Genomic DNA, 18,742 nt, shown 5'->3' with positions numbered 1-18,742 from the left:
TTTTTCATCCCTGAGGGTGGCGCAAAACATTTTCTCGCGCCATGGGCATTTGTGGCTCAAAAAAATCAGTGCATCAAGCCAAACAGCTTACCGCGATAGCGCTTGGCAATCGGATTACCCTGCCCCAGCTGATCAAATACCTGCAACATAAGCAGCCTGGCACCATCTTCACGAAACTCACGATCCCGGCGAACAATCGTCAGCAAATTCTCCAGCGCCTCTTCATTCTGGTCAGCAATCACCAACCGAATCGCCAGCTGGTAGCGAGCCTCATGATCATTTTCATTGTCCGCCAGTCGGGCTTCCAACGCATTCCGGGCAGGAGCATCCGCAACCATTTCGTAGAAAGACAGCTTGGCTTTCGGCTGGGCAATGCCTTCTGCATCTGCGGGGAGCACAGCCATCAACTGACGGGCTTCATCAATGCGACCCAGCTCCAGCAGTAGATTCACCTGCAACACTTGCAGGGCATGGTTATCAGGCTCATCCAGCAAAATATTCTGGAGTAACTTCAGTGCCTGGCCAGCCTCGCCTTCAGCCATCAGCGCTTCAACCTGCTGACGAATCCTTTCTGCCGGACTCATGGTCAAGGGATCCAGTACTTCACGAAGCTGCTCTTCTGACTGAGGTCCACTGAACACCTGAGCCGGTCTTCCCTGGTGCAAAACCACCTGCCCGGGTAACGCTCTTACCTGCAGTTGATTCACCAGCTGCTGCGCCAGCATCTGCTCGGTTTCTGCTGCCACTTTCGCCAGTATCAGCTTGCCCTGATAAGAGGCAGCCAACGCTTCCAGAACATCCAGTTGAGCCGAGCAGGCCGGATCACTCTGCATGCCTATATAAAGAAGCACTGGCTGATCTGCGGATTGCTGAAGCACTTCCTGAATATTCGCTTCTGTCACATCCACCACGAAGCTTTGCTCATTCATCACATTTGCCACCTTGAAAATCCTGCTGAAATCAGGGCCTATGCCACTCTTCTAACTAACTGCAATGACCACTGAACGATGAGGGAATAATAATGATACTTTCAACTGACAATAAGGTCTTTGCCAGCATTTTTAACCCGCCGTTTTTTAGCGATCAAGTTCTGCCTGAAGCAATGTGATTAAACACTTCGCCGCAATCCACCGGAGTATCAACCCGACAGCACAAACCTTTTCTTTAAGAATATCTTGGAATTAACAGCACTTTGTATAACCAGGCTTTAACCCGGCACTGCCAACATTACTTTACCCACAGAATCTGTGGATAAGTTTGTGGATGATCCCTCACAACCCGTCACAAAGACCGATGTTTACTACCTCCTTATTAAACTGATTATTTTTTGATCTATTTTTTCTCTATATTTTTCAATAACTTAGGATAAGTGCTTACAAAATCAGTCACTTATGGAAGCGAAAAAAAATACACGCCAATCGCTTGACATTTGTGCATAAAAAAATTTTACCAACCCTTTCCGACCAGAGCCCTGAGGCACATACCGAAAATCCCGGAACAAAGCCTTAATAACAAACAGTTATTAATAAACCAGATCCAAAATGAGTAAACCCCAGATCTGTAGAGAGACGTTCTGCTCATTTTTCCTGTAGAGAACACGGGTTATTTGCTATGATTTCGAACCTGAACATCCACGGTCACACCTTGCGCTGGGTATAGCTGAGTATAGGTATAGTTGTACCGCCATCATTCGTAATAAATCGTCATTACAGAACAGAACACAGAACAGGTAGCTGCAATGAGTCTTGCTGATAAGGTCCTGGCCGAAAACAACGATCTCCCGATTCGCACCGACCTTCCTATTCACTCCGGCAAGGTACGCTCAGTTTACTGGCTTACCGAAGCTGACAGCCAGCGGATCATCAACGAAAAAGGCTTTGATGTCGCTGCAGGTGCACCACTGGCCATTATGGTTATTTCTGACCGAATCAGTGCTTTTGACTGTATCTGGCAGGGTGAAGGGGGACTGAACGGTATCCCTGGCAAAGGTGCTGCGTTAAATGCGATCTCTAACCACTGGTTCGATCTCTTCAGGCAACATGGCCTGGCTGACAGCCATATCCTGGATATCCCTCATCCACTGGTCTGGATTGTCCAGAAAGCACAACCTGTGATGATTGAAGCCATCGGTCGCCAGTATATTACCGGCTCAATGTGGCGCGCCTACAGCAAAGGCGAGCGCGAGTTCTGCGGTATACGAATGCCGGAAGGACTGGAGAAAGATCAACAACTGCCAGGGCTACTGATTACCCCATCAACCAAGGGCGTATTAAGGGGCATTCCCGGAGTGCCTGAGGCTGATGACGTCAATATTACCCGGAAGGACCTTGAAGATAATTACACGGCTTTCAATTTTCGTAATCCTGACGATATTGACCGCTACGAAACCCTGCTTCAGGAAGGCTTCCATGTTATCAGCCAGTCCCTGACATCCCTTGACCAGATTTTTGTCGACACCAAATTTGAGTTTGGTTACGTCACCGATGCCCGTGGACAGGAAAAGCTGATTTATATGGATGAGGTTGGCACGCCTGACTCGTCCAGGATTTGGGATGGTGAAGCGTATCGTCAAGGTCAGGTGGTTGAAAATTCAAAAGAGAGCTTCAGGCAGTTTCTGCTTAATCACTTCCCTGATCCTGATATCCTGCTGAATAAAGAGAGAATGCCGGAGCGGGAAGCCCTTGCCAGACATCATGCATTGCCGGTAAGAGCATTGATGGACCTCTCCCGAACCTATACAGAGATCGCTGAAAAGATTACCGGAAAGCCTCTCAACCTCTCTGAAAACCCCAAGGCAGAGATTATTGAGATTCTGGATAATGAGTATGGTTTGATCGATTCCATGTAACCCATTAATAGAAACAACGGGTGTTCAACGATAGATATCAGAGGTTTTCTTTCAGCCTGACGGGTTTGCCCGCTTCGCCGGGCAAATAAAAAAAACCGGAGCAATCCAGGCTTTCAGTTAACACAATCGATACCAGAACTCAGCCCAGTTGCTCCATGACTTCTGCAGGAATGTCCGCATTGGTATAGACATTCTGAACATCATCCAGATCTTCCAGACGATCAATCAGTTTCATGATTTTCTCGGCCCCGCCCAGATCAAGCTCTGCCTGCGTAGAAGCGATCATGGCAACTTCACCGCCAGCAGGTGAAAGCCCTGCCGCTTCCAGAGCGTCCTTAACAGCCATAAATTCAGTCCACTCAGTCAGCACTTCTACTGAGCCATCATCATTAGTGATGACATCTTCAGCACCGGCTTCCAGGGCTGAGTCCATCAGCTGCTCTTCATCAATACCTTCTTCAAAGAAGATCTGGCCTTTGCGTTCGAACAGATAAGCAACGGAACCATCGGTTCCGAGGTTACCACCATGCTTGGAAAAAGCATGACGAATTTCAGCCACCGTCCGATTACGGTTATCCGTCAGGCACTCAACCAGAACCGCGATACCACCAGCACCGTACCCTTCATAGGTGACTTCTTCCATATTGGAATCATCTTCACCACCGGCACCACGGGCAATAGCGCGGTTAATGGTATCCCGGGTCATATTGGCGGCCAGGGCTTTATCAACGATTGCTCGCAGCTTCGGGTTATCCTCAACGTTACCGCCGCCCTGCTTCGCAGCAACGGTCAGTTCGCGGATGATTTTGGTAAATATCTTGCCCCGCTTGGCGTCCTGCGCAGCCTTACGGTGTTTGATGTTGGCCCATTTACTATGACCTGCCATAGAAACCTCTATTTAAAAACGCTTTGCTGGCAACCGCTCCACTGAGAGGCTGCCATGATTAATCAGTGACTGGTTGCAGATGCCGGATCACGACGAATGCGCAGATTCAGATCACGGAGCTGTTGACTTTCCACTTCACCCGGAGCCTGAGTCAGCAAACAGGAAGCTGACTGGGTTTTCGGGAAGGCAATCACTTCACGAATGTTAGTCGTACCACACAGCAGCATCACCAGACGGTCCAGACCAAACGCCAGACCACCATGGGGTGGCGCACCGTACTTCAGGGCATCCAGCAGGAAGCCAAACTTCTCACGCTGCTCTTCTTCCTGAATGTCCAGTACACGGAATACCGCCTGCTGCATTTCCTGACGATGAATACGGACGGAACCACCACCCACTTCATAGCCATTCAGAACCATATCATAAGCACGGGAAAGTGCCTGAGAAGGATTAGCTTCCAGCTCTTTCGCAGAGCAGGTTGGTGCCGTGAATGGATGGTGCAGCGCAGTCAGGGAACCATTATCGGTCTCTTCAAACATTGGGAAGTCAACAACCCACAATGGCGCCCAGTCGCAGGTATACAGATTCAGATCTTCACCCACCTTACAACGCAAAGCACCCAGCGCCTCATTCACAATCGTTTCTTTATCCGCACCAAATAAGACGATGTCGCCATTGGCAGCACCAATACGGGACATGATATTCATGGTGACATCATCACCCAGGAACTTGATGATTGGCGACTGAAGGCCGTCAACCCCTTTCTCCAGCTCATTCACCTTGATCCAGGCCAGACCTTTGGCACCGTAGATGCTGACAAACTTGGTGTAGTCGTCAATCTGCTTACGGCTCAATTCAGCACCGCCAGTCACTTTCAGCGCGGCAACACGGCCTTTAGGATCTTCTGCCGGCCCTTTAAATACCTTGAAGTCAACACCGGCCATCAGGTCAGCCAGATCCACCAGCTCCAGGGGAATACGCAGGTCTGGCTTGTCAGAACCATAACGGCTCATGGCTTCGGCATAGGTCATGCGTGGGAATTCGACACCGAGATCCACGCTCTTCACTTCCATGAACAGTTTTTTGATCAGGGACTCAGTAATTCCCATGATCTGAGCTTCATCCAGGAAGGAGGTCTCAATATCAATCTGGGTAAATTCAGGCTGACGGTCAGCACGCAGATCTTCATCACGGAAACACTTGACGATCTGATAGTAGCGATCAAAGCCAGACACCATGAGCATCTGCTTGAACAGCTGTGGAGACTGGGGAAGTGCGTAGAAGTGCCCCGGATGCACACGGCTGGGCACCAGGTAGTCCCGGGCACCCTCCGGAGTTGCCCGGGTCAGTATCGGTGTTTCAATGTCCAGAAAGCCGTGCTCTTCCATAAAGCGACGCACTACGGCGGTAGCTTTGCTGCGGATAATCAGTTTTTCCTGCATTTCAGGACGACGCAGATCAACAACCCGGTTACGCAGGCGAACATCTTCACCCACGTCGGTATAACCCTCAATCTGAAAAGGCGGAGTCTGAGCCTGGTTAAGGATTTCCACCTGCTTACCCAGCACCTCAATCTCACCGGTAGACATATTGCTATTCACAGTGCCTTCCGGACGGGGGCGCACGATACCGGTAATTTTCAGGACATATTCGCTCCGCACCTTGTCAGCCAGTGCAAACGCTTCTTCAGTATCAGGGTCGACCACGACCTGAGCCAGGCCTTCGCGATCACGCAGGTCCAGGAAAATCACGCCACCGTGATCACGACGGCGATGTACCCAACCGCAGAGGGTGACTTCCTGCCCATCATGGGAAAGATTCAGTTCGCCGCAATAATGGCTGCGCATAATATACCTCAAATCAGGAATTCAACTGGATTTCATCCATACAGCCGCCGGGCTGAAAGGAAGTGGATCAATCACTGGTTGCCGGGCAACTCTTTTATTCACTGGTTGCAGGGCAACCGGCACAACTGCTCTTGCTATCCCTGGCTGGACAGTGGTTATCACTGGAAGACAGGTTTTTCTCACTGCCTCCTTTGAAGTCGGTTTCATAGCAACCACCACCTTTCAGCCTGAAGGCCGACGCGCTTGACAGCTTCTTCAGTGCTGCGTGGCCACAGACAGGGCAATCACTCAACGGTTCATCACCGAATTTTTGAATCGCTTCAGTCACTTCGGAACATTGCTCACACTGATACTCATAGATCGGCATTGACGCTGGCCTATCCTTTTACTTACAACAGCAAGCACCATCAATATCGCATTGAACTGGGGTGCTTACGTTTACTGATTCGCAGAAAAACGGCCATTATACCCCAAAGACAGGCAGAGTCAGCCGTTGTCAAACAAAAAAAGCCGCACTGATCACCAGTACGGCTTATCAAATAGGATTAACAACACCGAATCCTTTTTTGGTCTATTCTATCTTCGATATTGTCCCTCAAACCGGATGAGATTTGGCCATATCCGCCTCATAGCGTTCCCGATCCCTGACCGCTTCGATAACCATGGCATCGACCTCTCGCTCTGCTTCAAGCAGTTGGGCAAGCTGATTAGACTCAACAGAGTCAACAATACCCCCACCAGATTTCTTACTCAGCGCTTCTTGCATATCAGCCATTCGCTCTTTTAAAAGAAGCAGTGCAAAAGCCTGTGGATTATTGGCCCCTTCAAGACTGAGACTATCGCCAAGATAAGGCTGATCGACGGGATTTTCTTCACTGGCTGTCAAAGGTGGCTCTGCAAGCGTTATCAGAGACTGTGATTTTTTGGCATCCTCAAGACTGAGATTATCGCCAGGGTATGGCTGATCGACTGTATTTTCTTTACTGTCTGTAACCAGTGGCTGTGCAAACAGCATCGAAGCCTGTGAATTATCGGCAGCCTTAATAACGGGACTATTGCCAGGGTATGGCTGATCGACGGGATTTTCTTCACTGCCTGTCACCGGTGGCTCGGCAAGCAGTAACAGAGCCAGACCTTCAGCAGCATCAGTTAACTGTTGCTCAGATGGAGCGGACTGACTTCTCACAGCGGCCAGTGCAGAGGTATCTCGAGCCGAATAGAAACTGAACAGCTTATCAACCAACTCCGGGCTTACCAGCGATTTCAAATCCTCAGTAGAACCTTTAACACCTTGGTGCTTAAGACTTTTAACGTCACGATCAGATTCCCGAACGGTCTTCCTTTCGTACTCAGCAACAATAAGACTGGCCAGCCTGGAGCGAACCTCGTCACTGTCAAAACGCTTTTCTATTACCTTTAATTCATGTTTAAGTTCATCCAGCTGCTCTTCACCGGATTCCAGTGATTCCGGACTCACAGGCTTCACCAGGGGGACCATCAGGTCCCTGGCCGCATTATCCTCACCACTAATCAAAAACAGCCCCTCTTTTGCCGTAAGTCGTACCTCCTCGTTCATTTTCTTCCCTTTTAATTTTTCTATTTCAACATCCAGTGCTGGCTTCTGACTGTCAGAAGCCTTATCCCGTTCTGCCTGTTTGCTATTGATCAAATTCTGCGTACCCTCAATCGATTTTTTTAATGCACCAATTTCCAATGAGAGAGAGACTTGTGCCTGCCGGTCTGCAGCCCGTATTTCAATCGTTGTCACGCTATTAAGTACCTTAAGGTCATTAATTATACCTCTTAAGGACAACAACAGGTTCTGGGTATCAGAAAAATAAAGCTCCCCCGGAGCCAACGCATTATTATAGGCAATCGTGGCACGGAACGTATCAAGCTTGCTCTGCAACGCCTGCGCCAGATAATTAACACCACCAACGCCATTACCTGCAGGAGCATTCAAAGAGACACCCGCCTGGCTTCCGCCCGAACTGGAACCCCCAGCTTGCGAGACAGAGTTTGCTGAACTGTAGCCACTACTTACCCCATTTCCGGGATCTGACGAAACGTTAACCGGTGCGCCCGGAGCAGGAGTAATTCCTGTTTGTACACCACCCGATTCTCCAACTAAACTCGACATAATAACGCCCTCCCTGACCCTGCCATGCCTGAAAATCACCCTGCCCAATATTCTTTAACGGGCAACAAACAATACCCGGAACATCTTCACTGCAACTTGCCACCAACAAAACTGGTCAATTTTTTCGCCTGCTGAAGCTCATCTTTCCAACGGGCAGATTGGCTCGCTCTCATCACCGCCTCTGATAAGGCTTTTTGGGCCAGAGACCACCGTTCAATCTCAATAAAGCATTTAGCCATCATCAGTGAAGCCCTTGGGTCCTTCTGATCAAGCTTTTCCCCATGAGCCAGCGTTGCCGCACCCTGGGCAAAAAGGGAAAGCTCATACTGAGACAGGCCCAGGCCAAGAAAATAGGAATAGCTGGTATGATCAAGCAGGCAAAGATGTCGGAAGATCTTTAATGCATCGTTATAATGACCGGAATTAAACTGGGCAAAAGCCACCCTGTACATGGCATCAAGTTGACTTTGGTCCATATTACGAAGTTCTTTCATGGTGCCACCCTTAGCCAGATAAGCGAGCCAAAGTGGCGCTGAGGACGGCTGATCAGCCTTATTATCCATAACCCTCAAAAGCCTCATCCCTGATAAAATTATTTAAGGTATTATTCAATTATAACCAGTTTATGTTTATACCCATTCATCATTAGTAGTAACAAGACAGAAAGCCAACCCAATCACGTTAAAAATCAAACGGTTATTCAAATCGCCGTGCTATCTGTTTTTTTTACCCAGCATCTGAATTAAAAATCAATCATTGGGAATTTACAGAAACTTCAAGAGAGAGTGAATACAACCCGGAAATTAACTACTTGTTTCAAAAAAACCAGCTCATAGGGATTTGACTGAAGCTTCAGAACGTACAATAACTCATTGATAAAGCCATCACCGAGATAAGCAAGTCAGATAATGAAATACTTGTATGCATTGGCATACTCTGATTAAAAGGCATCTGGAATATTCATTCACTAATTTTTAAGCAAAAAAAGAGGGCATACGCCCTCTTTTTTCAACTTAAGCAATTAACTGCTTAAAATGCAGCAACAGAGTAAGTCAGGTAGAGACGGTTAATATCTGCATCATAGAGAGAAGCCAAGCGCCCTTGATCTTTTGCATCATCAGCACCACCCTGAGCACGGTAGTTCACATACAACCAAGCTAAGGAAAGACCTTCAAGAGACCCATCAAATGCATAAGATACATAACTTCCATACTCTCTACGCTTAAAGTCAACAATCTCTTTAGCATCAGTACCTTTGGCGTACCATAGATCCCAGCTCAGACCGTCAAGCCCCTGATCAGCGAAGTTATAACCTGCACTCACCAAATAGGCTTTCTCTTCTGCAAGGGAGTAGTCTTCCCATTGAGCCAAGCTTGAGTTGAAGGAGTCATTATTACCAGATACGTAGTAATCTACATAATCATTGTCTTTGGTCTTGTTATAACCAACGCCAACATAAGCAGATCCATAGTTGTAGGTAGCATTCAGATTATAGTATTTAGACTTATAGTCAGATCCAAATGCCTTATCACCGAGATTTCCAGCACTTTTAGACCGACCATATCGTGCATCTAAATCCACAGAACTAACATCATCCAACTCAAAGCTATAGCCCGCTTTCAAGAGAGTCTGTTGGACGGCTTCTTTTGACTTGCCATACTCAGCCGCAAGATCAAGTCCCTCATAGCTATATGTGGCACCCAAGATTTGAATTTTCTCAACAGCCAACTGTACATCTGTATCATCATCTTCGCTGTCGATATCAGCGCCGTACTCAGTGTAACCCAATACCAAGTCATTACTCAGAGTGGAAGTATTACGCTCACTAAAACCTGTTAACTCGGTGTAATACAGATTTGCGCCTTCAAACCCAACAGACAAGTCAAAACCTGTAGAGCTGGCCGCCAGAACACGTGAACCGGAATCAGAATAAGTTTCCAAACCACGCTTCTTGACACCAACAGTACCTTCAAAATCAACCCCACTGAAAGAGTGCTTTGCTTTCAGGTAAGCCTGCTGAAACCCGGAAATGGCATCATCTTGTTTACCATCAGATCCACCAGCAACGTTAGTAGCAAATCCTGAATCAACATCCAGCGGCCCAGCGTAACCGGCAGTTACAACCGCACCAACCAGATCATTGACATAACCAGTATCAAAATCAGCAATCAATGCATGAGACCAGTCATGGCCACTCTTCTTACCGGCATCTTTATTGTTTGTATCAAAGTAGTAGTTCTTGTAGGTAAACGTCAGACTCGGATCCATAGTCACAGCTTCAGAAGCTTGAACAGAGGTAGCGGCAACAGCTGCAGCAACGGCTACACCCAGTGCGCTTTTAGCGAGGGTTTTCATAATCGGAATTGCTCCCTGAGTACTTTGTGTTGTGTATATTATTGCGACTACCACCAACTGACATAAGCAGTTCCCCTTGGCGATATACATCCTTTTCGCAATGTGAAGTCATTTTTCTATAACCCTGAAAAAATTGCAACCATAAAAAAGGAGCCGCTAAGCTCCTTAGGTTGCGCAGCTGTTAAGAGCAGCCTACGATGCTGCAAACTCCTTCAGCTTCTTCAATGGCCTTACCTTTACCTGAATAGAAGCGGGTTTGGCTGGCACATCCATTAATTCGCCGGGTTTGAAAGGGTTTGGTACACCTTTTTTGGCTTTTTGCGCCGGTTTTTTCTTGGTCACGATTTTTAACAGCCCGGGCAATGTAAATTCACCACACCCCCGTTTTTTAATATGGCGTTCAACCAGATCACCCAGCTCATCCATTACCGCACTAACCTGCTTTCTGCTAAGCCCGGTATTTTCTGCAATTTCTGCCAGCATCTGGGTTTTGCTGTATTTTTCCTTGATTGCGGGTGCTTTTTTCCCAGCCATAGTCGTACTCTCCTGATGAAAATTTCTTTTAAGCCTTCCCTTTAGGCTTTCCCTTTTGAAAGAGGGCATTGAGCGCTTGCCAATGTTTTTGCTGTCGTCTGGAATAAAGCGATCTGCTTTTGCCAGCTAACTACAACCATCAGCTACTGCATTATCTGCCACAGCACCGGGCAGATTTCATACCTCCCTTCTCAATAAGACATTACCAAAATTGCCTTATCACTCCATGAGTACAACACTATCTATTAACAACCGCTATCCATTAACAACCAACAACCTCTAAACATTTCTATAACATTACAGACGGTAATAGAAGACGGTAGCAGTAGATATTCAAGGTACTGAATACCACTATAATATCGGTATTTTTCCACGTCGAGCATTTTTTACCAAAAGATTCATACCTAAATAACAGAGTCAATCAAGCCTTCTAACAAACCATCAGAAAGTTCACAGCGCTGTTTACAGACTCTTTCCCACTTACCTGAACCATCCGTGAAGTGTCTCTATTCATGTTAAATTTCCAGCAGGCTCGTCAATATTTGAGAAAAAAACACCATAAAGGTACATTAACCACTGATATGGGAAACCATGTGTTCCATCATAATAAAGTTGCACAATGTGTTTGTCGGGCTCAATGTTGTAACCAGATAGCTGTTCAGCTAGTCATGATCAAAAATGCACGACAGCTATGCACCAGATTCTGTTTTCACGGATGGCTGCTGTTCTGAAAAGCTTACGCGTAGAAGGGCTCGATGTTTTCAACTGATACTGATAACAAATTAAGGGAACATGCCTTGAAACATTTAAAAATAGTTCATCTTTTAACCGGCCTGTTGGCATTTTTTTTCGTCATTGCCATCATGACCAACCTCTACCAGCCATCAACAGCCGCTGCCAACCCAGCCAACCCGGTGGTCGCCCTGTTACTGATGGCAGCTTCATTAAATTTGATGACAGGAGCCTACCTGAGCAGACGCAATGGCTTCCAACGGTGGCTGCAGATAGCAGGGTCCATCCTGCTGTTTTCAGCACTTACAGCGGCTGTTGGTTTCGCCTATAACAATACTCTGATGATGTCTGGAGTGACTCTCGACCAGATGACGTTATTTTCAATCAGCACTGGCACCCTGTTTCATGTCATCGCCAACCTGCCCGGTATTTCCGGCTCATCGGCTGAACCGTTTGACCACTCTGGCCGGGAAACCGGCTCGGTCAAATGGTTCAATGTCACTAAAGGATTTGGCTTTATTACCCGTGATATGGGTGAAGATGTATTTGTCCATTATCGTGCCATACGTGGTGAAGGACACCGAACCCTCAGTGAGGGACAGCGGGTTGAGTTCATTGTGGTTGAGAGGGACAAAGGCCTTCAGGCAGAAGATGTTATTGCCGTACCAAAAGGAAGATAGACCATTCCTGCTTTCTGGCTGGAAAGAGATATACCAGCCAGAAGAATCCAGAGCCGTCTAATCAATATCACAGCCTGATCACTATCAATAGTGGGGAGGAGGTAACTCTTCCTGACTTTCCAACTGTTCAGCAACCATCTCTTCAAATTGCTTTTTCAGTTGCGCCATGGCTTCAGTCAACCGGTCAATATCTTTCTGCTGCCGGGTAACCACTTCATTCAATTGAGCAATCGTATCCTCCTGATAACTCAGCTGGGTTTGCAGCTCAAGCAGTTCATCTTGCATCGTTTGTTACTCCCACAGGCAACCAGCCAAACCACTTCCAGTCATCAACAATCCTAAAAAGATCGGTTACAGGCAACTGGAAGTAGATTAATGTGCGCAGTCTACTCCTTGAACTTCAGCCTTCCAAATTTAGCTTACCTGTCAGACTGAACCCACTGAAAAGAAGGCATATCGGCAATACCCGTTTTCAGCTTTCTTATAACCTCTGAAAGTTCTTCATCAGTATAAGGTCTGGCGGGATATCTGCCCCAGACAGGCGCTGGCCAGGCTGCATCAGTACTGAAACGGACAATATGATGAACGTGCAGCTGTCGAACCACGTTACCCAACGCGGCCACATTCATCTTATCCGCGGAGAAAAGCACCTGCAGCATTTCCGCCAGATATGAGGATTCAAAAAGCAGCTGTTGCTGAGCCGCTTCCTCCAACTGATAAATCTCTTCCACTCCCTGGATACGGGGAACCAGGATACACCAGGGATACTGGCTATCGTTCATCAGCAAAAGGCGACAAACAGGAAAATCACCAATAACCACACAGTCTCTTGCCAGCTGGGGATCCAGTTCAAAGCTACTCACGGCACAGCCCATCCAGAGAAAATAGAATAGAAAAGGGATTTTTATTTAGTTCAAGCCACTCCCTTTTTCCAGCCGGTATGACCCAGTAAAAAGGGATAAGTCAGAACAATTAATCAACAACAGGGGATTTTGCAACAGCGGTTGGTATAATAACCAATTGACCTTAAAATGACGCATTAATTGACGTCAAATTTTGACACGCTTTTTTTGAACAGCCTGGTAAACGAACACATGAGAACCAGTCAGTATCTGATTCCAACCCTTAAGGAGACACCTGCCGATGCCGTGGTCATCAGCCACCAGCTGATGCTGCGTGCCGGTATGATCCGTAAACTGGCATCCGGCCTCTATACCTGGCTGCCCCTGGGTCTTAGAGTTCTGCAGAAAGTAGAAAACATTGTCCGTGAAGAGATGAACCGCTCCGGCGCACTGGAAACCCTGATGCCCGCAGTTCAACCGGGAGAACTGTGGCAGGAAACCGGTCGCTGGGATCAATTTGGCGCTGAACTGCTGCGCTTTCAGGATCGCCACGGTCGTGATTTTGTTATTGGCCCAACCCATGAAGAAGTCATTACCGATATTGCCCGTAACGAGCTGAACAGCTACAAGCAGCTGCCGATCAACCTGTACCAGATCCAGACCAAATTCCGTGACGAGCGTCGCCCACGTTTTGGCCTGATGCGCGGCCGCGAGTTCCTGATGAAAGACGCCTATTCATTCCATGCCTCTGAAGCGTGTCTGCAGGCAGAGTATCAGAATATGCACACCACCTACTGCCGTATTTTTGACCGCCTGGGTCTTGAATACCGTGCGGTGCAGGCCGACAGTGGTGCCATTGGTGGCAGTGGTTCCCAGGAGTTCCACGTATTGGCTGAATCCGGTGAAGACGCCATCGTATTCAGTGACCAGAGCAACTACGCAGCCAATATTGAGAAAGCAGAAGCCATTGCCCCAGCAGGTGACCGCCCTGCCCCCTCTGAAGCGATGACACTGGTGGAAACTCCGGATGCCCGGACCATCGATCAGCTGGTAGATCAGTTCGACCTGCCTGTTGAAAAAACCATCAAGACCCTGATTGTCGCTGCTGCTGAAGACGCTGACAGTGACTTTATTGCCCTGTTGATCCGTGGCGATCACGAGCTTAACGAAGTCAAGGCTGAAAACCTTGCGGATGTTGCCTCCCCACTGCATTTTGCCACTGAAGAAGAAGTTACAGGCATCATGGGTGCTGGCCCTGGCTCCCTCGGTCCGGTTAACTGCCCAATCCCGGTGATTGTCGATCGAACCGTAGAGAAAATGGCCGACTTTGGTGCGGGTGCCAATATCGAAGGCAAGCACTACTTCGGCATCAACTGGGGGCGTGACTGCACCTTCAGCCGCGTTGCAGATCTGCGCAATATTCAGGAAGGTGACCCAAGCCCCTGCGGTAAAGGACAGCTGTTTATCAAACGTGGTATCGAAGTTGGCCATATTTTCCAGCTGGGTACCAAATACAGCGAATCCATGAACGCCACGGTTCTCAGTGAAAATGGCAAGAGCATTCCCCTGGCCATGGGCTGCTATGGCATCGGCGTGTCCAGAACCGCCGCTGCAGCCATTGAGCAGAACTACGATGACCGAGGAATTATCTGGCCAGAAGCCATCGCGCCTTTCCAGATCGCCCTGGTGCCTCTGAAGATCGAAAAATCCGAAGTAGTCCGTGAAGCGGCCGAAAAACTCAATCAGGAACTGACGGCTGCAGGCTTTGAAGTTCTGATGGACGACAGAAAAGCCAGCCCCGGAGTTAAGTTTGCCGATATGGAGCTTATCGGTATTCCACACCGTGTGGTTCTCAGTGACAGGGGTCTGGCCGATGGTATGGTGGAATACAAGCACCGGACTGCAAAAGAGAAAGAAGATATTCAGCTCAGTGAAATTATCGAACTGCTTAAAGAACGCACAAATCGTTAGCGGTACTTTATCTGCTGACAGCCTTTTACCCGCTATAAGTAGCTTGCTGAAAACTGCCACCCCCAAAGCCCTTTTACGGGCTTTGGGGTTTGCGGCCGTTCTTGTCATGCCTCTTCTCATGCCAATAGCCAGTCAGGCGGAATGGCACGACCCTGTTTTACAGGAAGTACTGTCACGTTCACTGGATCAACCCAGCAGCTTTGACGATCATTTTGAAGCCGAGGTTTGGCTGGTTGATATGTCTGCCCGTCTGGCCCGGTTTATTAAAGACCCGGACCTTCGCCTCAAGGTGCTCAGGATGATTCATTTCGAAGCATCCAAGGTTGATTTGCAACCGGAACTGGTGCTGGCGCTGATCCAGACAGAGTCTGCCTTTGACCAATATGCTGTTTCTTCTGCTGGCGCCCTGGGGTTGATGCAGATTATGCCGTTCTGGAAGGATGTTATTGGCCGGGATAAGGATAACCTCATCACCATCCAGACCAACCTGCGCTATGGCTGCACCATTCTCAGTTACTACCTTGAGAAGGAGAAGGGCAATCTGACCAGGGCACTGGCCCGGTATAATGGCAGCCTGGGCAAAACCTGGTATCCGGAGCGCGTATTAACCAACTGGGAGCGTCATTGGGTTGTGAATTAACCCGTGGTAAACGAGTCAAACACCTGCAGCGACTCTTCGGCAATGGAAATATTAACCACCCTGGCCAGAGGTGGTCCTTTATGAAGCCATTCCTCCAGCTTCGCAACGGCTTCTTTTGAGCCACACATCAACACTTCAACCCGTCCATCCGGCAGATTTCTTGCCCAGCCACCGATGCCCAGCTGACGGGCTTTCTCCTGGGTTGAGCCCCGAAACCAGACACCCTGTACCCTACCTTCAACAAAGGCTCTCTTGCATACATCAGCCATTTGACGAGTTTTCCTGTAATTGGTGTTTACTTAACTTATTAATCTGCTCTTCAAGGCTTTTCCTGGTCTGTGGTCCAAACAGTTTGGTCACTACTTTGCCTTCCGGCGAAATAATATAAGTAGCGGGTAACACTTGGGGAGGAGGCTCGTTCAACGCTGTCATTGGTGACTCCTGAAGTACCGGAAAACGAATATCCAGTGCTTTTGCCTTCTTGATTAAAGAGTCCCCCTGGCTGCTGTCAAAATCAACGCCAAGCACCCTGACCTGACCATCATTGGCCAGCTCATTCAGCTCCGGAATCTCCTCCCGGCATGGGTCACACCATTCTGCCCAGAAATTCAACGCGAGCCACTGATCATTATCACTGGCAAGGGAAACAGGATCCCCGTTTAAATCCATAAAAGTCACTGGCTTGCTACAGGCCACAAGAGCCCCCAACATTACAACCACCAGAAAGTATTCCAATGTTCTTGTTATCCTCACGAATACCTCCAGAAAAACATTCATCGGGCAGGCTGCACTATGTCATGCAGCCCCACTAACTCTCCATTTCTGCTTTACCTGCCAACGCCCTGGTCGTAGTAGCCAGAACCAAGCCTATCCGCCGGGCTCCCACGAAGTTCCGGCTTACCAAACAGACGCAATTCAGTATTAGCCACAGACAGCACCTGATCAAGCTGACCAAAGGCTGCCTTGCCCGACTCAAGGGAATCTCAACCCGGGATGATCAATGAATGATTGTTCAGGTCAGTCCCGGCAAGAGCAATACCCACTATTTAGACAGTAATTGATCCAGCGAACAATCCAGCGCTTCCAGGCGGGCACTGTTTACTGCCTGCGCTCTCTGAATAAAGTCAGATAACCAGTTCGGATCATCAGCGATAAGAATATTCCGGAGCTGCTCATCCTGAGGCATCGGCCAGGGCAACTGTTCACAGAAAGTAAACAGGCTGATCTGCCTGAGGTCCCTGGCAAGTATCCATTCTCCACCATCATTCTTGTTGATCAACCCCATTTCCATCAGCCGGACGGTATGACTCTCCCAATCATCAAGAGAAACCGGAAGATCACGCTTGCGCAGATCGGTGTAATGCAACCCCTGCCCCTGCTCGAACTTTTCCTGCAACTGCTTAAGGATTAATAAAATCGAGATTAACGGGTGTGGGCGCTCACCACCAACCTGTTTGCCATAAAGATCCAGGGATCGAACCAGCACCGCACCAAACAACACCATCAGCCAGCTCAGATACACCCAGAGCAGAAACAGAGGCACAGCAGCAAAAGCACCGTAAATCAGATGATAGGTAGGCGACAGAGTAATAAATAAGGTAAAGCCAGCCTTGGCCAACTCAACCAGAATGGCAACAAAAACCGCACCAACCAGCGCATGACGAACCGGCACTTTTCTATTGGGCACAGCCGTATACAGCAAGGTAAGGACTAATGTACTGAGAAAAACCGGCATAAGGCGCAGAAGCCACTGCTCTCCACCCAGAATGGCTGTGGTATGAGAAACCAGTTTGAGGGAAGCCAGATAAGAAGTTGTAAGAAAACCGGCACTTAATAGCACAGGCCCCAGGCTGAGAATGGCCCAGTACAGCAGGAAACCGGTCATGCCCCGGCGAACATGTGCCACCTGCCAGATATTATTCAAGGCCTTATCAATGGTTCTCAGCATCAGAAAGGAAGTGACCAGCAGGAAAGCGACACCAATACTGGTTAATTTTCTTGCCTGTTGGGAAAAATCGTTCAGATAGGATTGAACAATTTCCCCCGTAGAAGGCACAAAACTGGTAAAGATAAAGTTCTGAATGGTGTCTCCAACATCCTGAAGACTGGGCACCGCTGAAAGGATACTGTAGGTTACCGTCATCAGTGGTACCACAGCAAACAGCGTCGTATAGGTCAGTGCCGCTGCATTTTCAATGCAGCGGTTATCCAGAAAGCGTTTAATAACCGCCGTGACAAAGCTCTGGAAGGATGACCAGAATTGCAAAACCGTTGCCATGATGAACTCCCTGTCAAACAGAAAGGTAAGTGTACCGAACACTGATCTGAATCGCTAAACCTCTCCCGCCTTATGATATCAGTCAACTTTTTAGAAGCTCCTATGGTGGAATTGGTATTACAAATGATTTGCAGAGTATCCACAGAGATTGGTAGGCTTTGCGGAAAATATCTATAGGTCTGTGACAAGGCAAGGTCATCATGAGCATTACTATCTTTCATAATCCACGCTGTTCAAAATCCCGTCAAACCCTGGGCATTCTGGAACAGCAGGGAATCAGTCCTGAGGTGGTACTGTACCTGGAAACCCCACCAGATGCGGATCAACTGAAAGCCATTCTGGGCAAACTGGGCATCAATGCCCGGGACCTACTCCGTAAAGGTGAACAGGAGTTCAAGGATAATAACCTCAAAGACCCATCCCTGACGGAAGAGCAACTGATCAACTTTATGTGCGAGTTTCCCAGGTTGATTGAGCGCCCCATTGTGGTCAACGGCGAAAAAGCCAGAATTGGCCGCCCCCCTGAGTCTGTGCTTGAGATTCTCTGACAATGCAGCAAAAAGCTAACCGAATCTATCAAGTCTGCCTTGCACTTTATGCTGGCCTGATTCTCTCTCTACTGGCAGAAACCTGGTGGTTGAATCCACCCCAAGGGTCAATCTTTGGTATCTCCGCTCTGCAGATACTGCCACTGCTGCTACCGCTTCCCGGCTTTCTGAAGCGTGGTCTGAGAGCAGCATCCTGGCTCTGTTTTATCCTTTGCTTTTATTTTATCAGTGGCGTTCTTGATGCCTGGTTCAGGCCGGAACAACCCCAGGGCTGGCTAATCACCGGATTCAGCGTACTGTTATTTATTGCTTCCATGATGTTTATACGCTGGCAGGCTCAAGCGAACCGGTTAGTGGAGAGTTATACCAATTCCACCTTCTAAATAATGAACTGCGCAGCCATTTTGAACAGCTGGATCTTCGTTGGAATTCCTCGCAATA

20 protein-coding genes are annotated in these 18,742 nt (G+C 48.3%); 6 read left to right on the top strand and 14 right to left on the bottom strand.

What is annotated here, in order from left to right:
- Positions 1 to 65: 65 nt before the first annotated feature.
- Positions 66 to 929, bottom strand: coding sequence for a tetratricopeptide repeat protein (locus tag KDK15_RS07985; protein WP_257294831.1), 864 nt, complete (start codon positions 927 to 929; stop codon positions 66 to 68).
- Between the two features lie 809 nt (positions 930 to 1,738).
- On the opposite strand from KDK15_RS07985, the gene KDK15_RS07980 reads away from it, so the two are divergent.
- On the top strand, positions 1,739 to 2,848 hold the full coding sequence (locus KDK15_RS07980) for a phosphoribosylaminoimidazolesuccinocarboxamide synthase (protein ID WP_257294830.1): 1,110 nt from the start codon (positions 1,739 to 1,741) through the stop codon (positions 2,846 to 2,848).
- A 139-nt stretch (positions 2,849 to 2,987) separates the two neighbouring features.
- Here KDK15_RS07980 and KDK15_RS07975 read toward each other — a convergent pair whose 3' ends face one another.
- The 7 genes from KDK15_RS07975 to KDK15_RS07945 form a co-directional block, all read right to left on the bottom strand.
- On the bottom strand, positions 2,988 to 3,734 hold the full coding sequence (locus KDK15_RS07975; RefSeq protein WP_257294829.1) for a YebC/PmpR family DNA-binding transcriptional regulator: 747 nt from the start codon (positions 3,732 to 3,734) through the stop codon (positions 2,988 to 2,990).
- A 62-nt stretch (positions 3,735 to 3,796) separates the two neighbouring features.
- Positions 3,797 to 5,581, bottom strand: coding sequence for an aspartate--tRNA ligase (gene aspS / locus KDK15_RS07970; protein ID WP_257294828.1), 1,785 nt, complete (start codon positions 5,579 to 5,581; stop codon positions 3,797 to 3,799).
- A 94-nt stretch (positions 5,582 to 5,675) separates the two neighbouring features.
- The gene (locus KDK15_RS07965; RefSeq protein WP_257294827.1) at positions 5,676 to 5,948 is read right to left on the bottom strand and encodes a zinc ribbon domain-containing protein; all 273 of its coding nucleotides are present in this window, start codon (positions 5,946 to 5,948) and stop codon (positions 5,676 to 5,678) included.
- A gap of 228 nt (positions 5,949 to 6,176) precedes the next feature.
- Positions 6,177 to 7,721 (bottom strand): hypothetical protein, encoded by a 1,545-nt coding sequence (locus tag KDK15_RS07960; protein ID WP_257294826.1) that lies wholly within the window; start codon positions 7,719 to 7,721, stop codon positions 6,177 to 6,179.
- 86 nt (positions 7,722 to 7,807) lie between these two features.
- Entirely contained in the window at positions 7,808 to 8,284 is a 477-nt protein-coding gene (locus KDK15_RS07955; protein WP_257294825.1) for a hypothetical protein, read from the bottom strand.
- Positions 8,285 to 8,750: 466 nt separating this feature from the next.
- Entirely contained in the window at positions 8,751 to 10,076 is a 1,326-nt protein-coding gene (locus tag KDK15_RS07950) for an OprD family porin (protein ID WP_257294824.1), read from the bottom strand.
- A 192-nt stretch (positions 10,077 to 10,268) separates the two neighbouring features.
- Positions 10,269 to 10,610 (bottom strand): HU family DNA-binding protein, encoded by a 342-nt coding sequence (locus KDK15_RS07945; protein WP_257265655.1) that lies wholly within the window; start codon positions 10,608 to 10,610, stop codon positions 10,269 to 10,271.
- 1,160 nt (positions 10,611 to 11,770) lie between these two features.
- Between KDK15_RS07945 and KDK15_RS07940 the strand changes: the two genes are divergently transcribed.
- Positions 11,771 to 12,022, top strand: coding sequence for a cold shock domain-containing protein (locus KDK15_RS07940; RefSeq protein ID WP_257294832.1), 252 nt, complete (start codon positions 11,771 to 11,773; stop codon positions 12,020 to 12,022).
- Between the two features lie 84 nt (positions 12,023 to 12,106).
- Here KDK15_RS07940 and KDK15_RS07935 read toward each other — a convergent pair whose 3' ends face one another.
- Complete coding sequence (locus KDK15_RS07935; protein WP_257283124.1) at positions 12,107 to 12,307, bottom strand: SlyX family protein; 201 nt, start codon at positions 12,305 to 12,307, stop codon at positions 12,107 to 12,109.
- Between the two features lie 134 nt (positions 12,308 to 12,441).
- Positions 12,442 to 12,897, bottom strand: coding sequence for an HIT domain-containing protein (locus KDK15_RS07930; RefSeq protein WP_257294823.1), 456 nt, complete (start codon positions 12,895 to 12,897; stop codon positions 12,442 to 12,444).
- Positions 12,898 to 13,116: 219 nt separating this feature from the next.
- Between KDK15_RS07930 and KDK15_RS07925 the strand changes: the two genes are divergently transcribed.
- Complete coding sequence (locus KDK15_RS07925; RefSeq protein ID WP_257294822.1) at positions 13,117 to 14,835, top strand: proline--tRNA ligase; 1,719 nt, start codon at positions 13,117 to 13,119, stop codon at positions 14,833 to 14,835.
- 106 nt (positions 14,836 to 14,941) lie between these two features.
- The gene (locus tag KDK15_RS07920; protein WP_257294821.1) at positions 14,942 to 15,475 is read left to right on the top strand and encodes a lytic transglycosylase domain-containing protein; all 534 of its coding nucleotides are present in this window, start codon (positions 14,942 to 14,944) and stop codon (positions 15,473 to 15,475) included.
- On the opposite strand, the gene KDK15_RS07915 is transcribed toward KDK15_RS07920, so the two are convergent.
- The 4 genes from KDK15_RS07915 to KDK15_RS07905 form a co-directional block, all read right to left on the bottom strand.
- Complete coding sequence (locus KDK15_RS07915) at positions 15,472 to 15,744, bottom strand: acylphosphatase (protein WP_257294820.1); 273 nt, start codon at positions 15,742 to 15,744, stop codon at positions 15,472 to 15,474. The genes KDK15_RS07920 and KDK15_RS07915 overlap by 4 nt on opposite strands.
- A complete protein-coding gene (locus KDK15_RS07910) occupies positions 15,737 to 16,228 on the bottom strand; it encodes a TlpA disulfide reductase family protein (protein ID WP_257294819.1) in 492 nt (163 codons plus the stop codon). Before KDK15_RS07910 ends, KDK15_RS07915 begins: the two co-directional genes overlap by 8 nt.
- A 74-nt stretch (positions 16,229 to 16,302) precedes the next feature.
- Positions 16,303 to 16,413, bottom strand: coding sequence for a hypothetical protein (locus KDK15_RS21190; protein WP_373691350.1), 111 nt, complete (start codon positions 16,411 to 16,413; stop codon positions 16,303 to 16,305).
- A 104-nt stretch (positions 16,414 to 16,517) separates the two neighbouring features.
- On the bottom strand, positions 16,518 to 17,753 hold the full coding sequence (locus KDK15_RS07905) for a YihY family inner membrane protein (RefSeq protein WP_257294818.1): 1,236 nt from the start codon (positions 17,751 to 17,753) through the stop codon (positions 16,518 to 16,520).
- Positions 17,754 to 17,953: 200 nt separating this feature from the next.
- On the opposite strand from KDK15_RS07905, the gene arsC reads away from it, so the two are divergent.
- Both arsC and KDK15_RS07895 read left to right on the top strand, forming a co-directional pair.
- Entirely contained in the window at positions 17,954 to 18,301 is a 348-nt protein-coding gene (gene arsC, locus KDK15_RS07900; protein ID WP_257294817.1) for an arsenate reductase (glutaredoxin), read from the top strand.
- Between the two features lie 2 nt (positions 18,302 to 18,303).
- Positions 18,304 to 18,684, top strand: a complete 381-nt coding sequence (locus tag KDK15_RS07895) for a DUF2069 domain-containing protein (protein WP_257294816.1) — start codon at positions 18,304 to 18,306, stop codon at positions 18,682 to 18,684.
- Positions 18,685 to 18,742 lie beyond the last annotated feature (58 nt).

It is taken from the genome of Endozoicomonas sp. YOMI1, from assembly GCF_024606345.1.
In the GTDB taxonomy this organism is placed as follows: domain Bacteria; phylum Pseudomonadota; class Gammaproteobacteria; order Pseudomonadales; family Endozoicomonadaceae; genus Endozoicomonas.
Note: the sequence above shows the minus strand (reverse complement) of the source record. Positions and strands in the feature narration are given on the sequence as shown.

What these genes read in the sequence shown, in the direction of transcription:
- KDK15_RS07985 (WP_257294831.1), bottom strand. Translation starts at nt 929, where the DNA reads ATGAATGAGCAAAGCTTCGTGGTGGATGTGACAGAAGCGAATATTCAG.
- KDK15_RS07980 (WP_257294830.1), top strand. Translation starts at nt 1,739, where the DNA reads ATGAGTCTTGCTGATAAGGTCCTGGCCGAAAACAACGATCTCCCGATT.
- KDK15_RS07975 (WP_257294829.1), bottom strand. Translation starts at nt 3,734, where the DNA reads ATGGCAGGTCATAGTAAATGGGCCAACATCAAACACCGTAAGGCTGCG.
- aspS (WP_257294828.1), bottom strand. Translation starts at nt 5,581, where the DNA reads ATGCGCAGCCATTATTGCGGCGAACTGAATCTTTCCCATGATGGGCAG.
- KDK15_RS07965 (WP_257294827.1), bottom strand. Translation starts at nt 5,948, where the DNA reads ATGCCGATCTATGAGTATCAGTGTGAGCAATGTTCCGAAGTGACTGAA.
- KDK15_RS07960 (WP_257294826.1), bottom strand. Translation starts at nt 7,721, where the DNA reads ATGTCGAGTTTAGTTGGAGAATCGGGTGGTGTACAAACAGGAATTACT.
- KDK15_RS07955 (WP_257294825.1), bottom strand. Translation starts at nt 8,284, where the DNA reads ATGGATAATAAGGCTGATCAGCCGTCCTCAGCGCCACTTTGGCTCGCT.
- KDK15_RS07950 (WP_257294824.1), bottom strand. Translation starts at nt 10,076, where the DNA reads ATGAAAACCCTCGCTAAAAGCGCACTGGGTGTAGCCGTTGCTGCAGCT.
- KDK15_RS07945 (WP_257265655.1), bottom strand. Translation starts at nt 10,610, where the DNA reads ATGGCTGGGAAAAAAGCACCCGCAATCAAGGAAAAATACAGCAAAACC.
- KDK15_RS07935 (WP_257283124.1), bottom strand. Translation starts at nt 12,307, where the DNA reads ATGCAAGATGAACTGCTTGAGCTGCAAACCCAGCTGAGTTATCAGGAG.
- KDK15_RS07930 (WP_257294823.1), bottom strand. Translation starts at nt 12,897, where the DNA reads ATGGGCTGTGCCGTGAGTAGCTTTGAACTGGATCCCCAGCTGGCAAGA.
- KDK15_RS07925 (WP_257294822.1), top strand. Translation starts at nt 13,117, where the DNA reads ATGAGAACCAGTCAGTATCTGATTCCAACCCTTAAGGAGACACCTGCC.
- KDK15_RS07920 (WP_257294821.1), top strand. Translation starts at nt 14,942, where the DNA reads ATGCCTCTTCTCATGCCAATAGCCAGTCAGGCGGAATGGCACGACCCT.
- KDK15_RS07915 (WP_257294820.1), bottom strand. Translation starts at nt 15,744, where the DNA reads ATGGCTGATGTATGCAAGAGAGCCTTTGTTGAAGGTAGGGTACAGGGT.
- KDK15_RS07905 (WP_257294818.1), bottom strand. Translation starts at nt 17,753, where the DNA reads ATGGCAACGGTTTTGCAATTCTGGTCATCCTTCCAGAGCTTTGTCACG.
- arsC (WP_257294817.1), top strand. Translation starts at nt 17,954, where the DNA reads ATGAGCATTACTATCTTTCATAATCCACGCTGTTCAAAATCCCGTCAA.
- KDK15_RS07895 (WP_257294816.1), top strand. Translation starts at nt 18,304, where the DNA reads ATGCAGCAAAAAGCTAACCGAATCTATCAAGTCTGCCTTGCACTTTAT.